A 3,400-nucleotide genomic window follows, 5' to 3' on the forward strand; every position below is an offset into this window, starting at 1 on the left:
CTACTACGTCGGCCTGGACATCCGTCTGGCCGACGTAGTAGACGTGCTCGGCCGCCAGCAGCGGCGCTGCGCCGCACAGCAGGGCAGCACCCAGCAGCAGGGTGGGGAGGGATTTCATCGGGGGACATCCTTTTCGTGGTGCAACAACGGGCGACGGCGCGCGATCACGACGCGCGCGTCAACCGGTGCCAGGCAGCCGAGCAGGATACCAGTGCAGCCGCCGGCAGAATCAGCGCCGCGCGGAACGACCCGATACGTGCGCATGCCCGGGCACGTGCCAGCGCCACGGAAAATCCTTCGCCTTGCTGATACCAATGCGCGGGCCAACCACCGGTTCGGTGGGCGGCGCCATCCCATCGGAGACAATGCGTACGCCGCGATCGTTGCGCACCAGATCCGCGCCATCCAGTGCCTTGGTGATGCCCATTGCCTGCGACAACCGGCCCGGTCCACTGGCCAGGTCGCGGTCGTGGCGAATGGCCGGGCGCGCCTCGCGTATCAGATCCAGGCCCTGCACCGGCTCCAAGGCCCGCAGCAGCACGCCCCAGCCCTGACCCACCTCGCCGCAGACCGCGTTTGACCCCCAGTGCATGCCGTAACTGAAATACACATACAGGTGGCCGGCCTCACCAAACATGGTGGCGGTGCGCGGCGTCTGCCCGCGGAACGAATGCGCGGCGGGGTCTTCGCTGCCCGCGTAGGCTTCCACCTCGACGATACGGCCCGCGCGCCCGTCATCGCGCACCAGCAGTTTGTTGAGCAGCGCCGGTGCCACCTCGGCGGGGTGGCGCTGGTAGAACGTTCGCGGCAGTGTTGCCCAGTCGTGCATGCAAAGACCTGATCAAAGCGGCGCCAGTGGCACGCGCCGTTGCCTGGAATGGTGAGCCCTGATGCGTGGTGGCGGCATCAACGCCACGCGAGTGCGACGCTAGTGCGTCCAGTGCACCGCAGCGAGCATGGATGCCAGCGCCGCCTTGGCCTGGTCCTGCGTGAACGGTGGCGTGCGCGGCGGGTCGTACACCTCCGGGCGGGTGCCGGCGATGATCAGGTCGATGGCATAGCAGGCACCGCCGTGGACGACGCGATAACTGTCGGCGGAGAGGTAGTGGCTCATGGCGGCATCGCTGCTGTTGAAGTGGGTTGCTCGCACGCCCCCCACGTCGGCCGTGCCAGCCGTGCCTGTAGCTTCGGCGGGCGGCGTCGTGCACGCCTGTACGTCGGAAGCAGTATCGCTGCGCCCGATGCGCATCTCTGCCGAGGTGACGTCATTGGAGCCGTCCAGCGCCAGCGCCACGAGCGGCCGACCGGCGCTGCCCGCGGCGGGATACAGCGTCCACGCATCCATCGCCAGGTAGCTGCGCTTGAAGTCCCGGTGCACGGTGGTGCCTGTCACCGGCCGGACCGCGATGCCGGGCACCGGTTCGGCGAAGGCATCGGCCACCTGCGCGGCTGTCGCTGCGGGGCCGGTCACCGGTGCCGGCGTTGACGACGCAGGGCGCTGAGCGGTGGCAGTCGGTGCTGCCGGTTTGGCTGCTGCCGGGTGTGCCGGATCGGCATCGGACGGACTGCAGCCGGTGACCAGGGCCGCCAGGGCGGCCCCCGCCAGAACGGTGCGAAGGGTGCATTGCATGTGTATGCCTGCTCGGTTCAACGTGGAGGCGAGCGTGCACCGCACGACGTTAACACCGCGCCATGGACGTGCGAGGCGGCGCGCCCCCGGGAGCGACAACGACGCCACCGCACACCACCGTCTCAGGTGTGCAGAGCGCCGGTGATGCGGTCGGCGAAGGCATCGGTCGCCCGCACCAATGCATCGGCGGTAGCCGGTTCGGTTGCGCCATGGCCTGACAGCACCATCTCCAGCTGCGCCTCCGGCCAGGCAGAGGCGAGGTCCCAGGCGCTGCGTGGCGGGCAGATGATGTCGTAGCGGCCCTGCACGATCACCGCCGGAAGGTGGCGGATGCGATCGACGCCTTGCAGCAGCTGGCCATGGTCCAGGAAGGCATGATGGCGGAAGTAGTGCGCTTCGATGCGCGCCTTCGCCAGCGTCGCCAGGGGATCGGCGTGCGAGCGCGCGTCCACGTCATGCACCAACGTAGCCGCATGGTCTTCCCAGCCCAGCCACGCCTGTGCCGCGGCGATGGCTACATCCTGATCGGGGCTGTCGAGGCGCTGCCAGTAGGCGGCGATGAGCGCGCCGCGTTCTTCCTCGGGAATGTGCGCTTCATAGCGCGCCCAGCGCTCGGGGAAGATCCAGCGGGCGCCGCCGTCGGCTTCGTTGAACCAGCGGTTCTCTTCGGCGCGGCCCAGGTAGACGCCGCGCACGATCACGCCGGTGGCGCGGTCCGGGTGCGCCTGCGCGTAGGCCAGCGCCAGCGTCGACCCCCACGAGCCGCCGAAGACCAGCCAACGGTCGATGCCCAGGTGCTCGCGCACGGCCTCGACGTCGGCCACCAGGTGGGCGGTGGTGTTGTCCCGCAACTCGCCGAACGGGGTGGAGCGACCGCTGCCACGCTGATCGATCAATACGATGCGGTAGCGCGCGGGATCAAAGAAGCGACGGTGCGTGGGCGATACGCCCGCACCCGGACCGCCGTGCAGGAACACCACCGGAATACCGTCGGGCGCGCCACATTCCTCCACATAGAGCGTGTGCACGGCATCCACCGCCAGACGGTGCTCGCGGTAGGGTTGGATGTCGGGGTACAAGGTGCGCATGGCGGTGCTCGTGGACGGAGAACGCAAGCATAGCCAGCCTGGTCTGAATCCGCAGTACTGCCGCGTGCAGGGCAGTGCTGCGCGGGCGGGCCGCCATTACCGGTACCATGCCGCCTCAACGAACGCCGAGACACGCATGATGCTTCGCGCCAACTGCCTGTGTGGAAGTACCATCCTCACCCTGAAGGGCGCGCCGGTTGCGCGCGCCATCTGCCACTGCAGTACCTGCCGGGACTTCTATGCCTCGGCCATGCTCTCGGCCACGGCCTGGAACGCGGAAGCGGTCGAGGTCGAGCAGGCCACGACAACGGTGTTCCAGCATCCGCACAAGCAGCTCTCAAAAACGTTCTGCAGTGGCTGTGGAGACGTTCTGTTCGGCACCAATCGGCTGGGTATGCGTGTGGTGCCCAATGCGCTGGTGGCCCGCGCTCTGGGGGGCGCGCTGACCGAGCCCTTCGCGCCCACGATGCACCTGTTCTACCGTGACCGCATTGTCGACGTCATCGATGCCCTGCCCAAGTTCCTGGACGGTTGGGATGGCCCTACCTACGACGCCGCGTCGGCCTGAAGTAGGCCAGCTGCCACCCCAGGCAGGACCGCGCGGCGGCCCTGCCTGGGTGATGCACTACGGCGCCTGGCGCGGCCCTCAGGGCACCACCAGCACCGCCGCGTCCAGCACCGG

4 protein-coding genes are annotated in these 3,400 nt (G+C 68.6%); 1 reads left to right on the plus strand and 3 read right to left on the minus strand.

All coding sequences use genetic code 11. The annotated features are described in order from the left end of the window. Nucleotides 1–229 precede the first annotated feature (229 nt). The 3 genes from DBR34_RS11520 to pip form a co-directional block, all read right to left on the minus strand. On the minus strand, nucleotides 230–829 hold the full coding sequence (locus DBR34_RS11520) for a DNA-3-methyladenine glycosylase (protein ID WP_128096900.1): 600 nt from the start codon (nucleotides 827–829) through the stop codon (nucleotides 230–232). Between the two features lie 99 nt (nucleotides 830–928). Then, nucleotides 929–1,441, minus strand: coding sequence for a hypothetical protein (locus DBR34_RS11525; protein ID WP_219928275.1), 513 nt, complete (start codon nucleotides 1,439–1,441; stop codon nucleotides 929–931). A 311-nt stretch (nucleotides 1,442–1,752) separates the two neighbouring features. Further along, nucleotides 1,753–2,718: a prolyl aminopeptidase gene (gene pip, locus DBR34_RS11530; protein ID WP_128096902.1), complete on the minus strand. Its 966-nt coding sequence runs from the start codon at nucleotides 2,716–2,718 to the stop codon at nucleotides 1,753–1,755. Here pip and DBR34_RS11535 point away from each other — a divergent pair. Then, a complete protein-coding gene (locus tag DBR34_RS11535; protein WP_258223835.1) occupies nucleotides 2,717–3,286 on the plus strand; it encodes a GFA family protein in 570 nt (189 codons plus the stop codon). The genes pip and DBR34_RS11535 overlap by 2 nt on opposite strands. Nucleotides 3,287–3,400 lie beyond the last annotated feature (114 nt).

The sequence above is a fragment of the Stenotrophomonas sp. HMWF003 genome, assembly GCF_003061285.1.
GTDB lineage: Bacteria > Pseudomonadota > Gammaproteobacteria > Xanthomonadales > Xanthomonadaceae > Stenotrophomonas > Stenotrophomonas maltophilia_AP.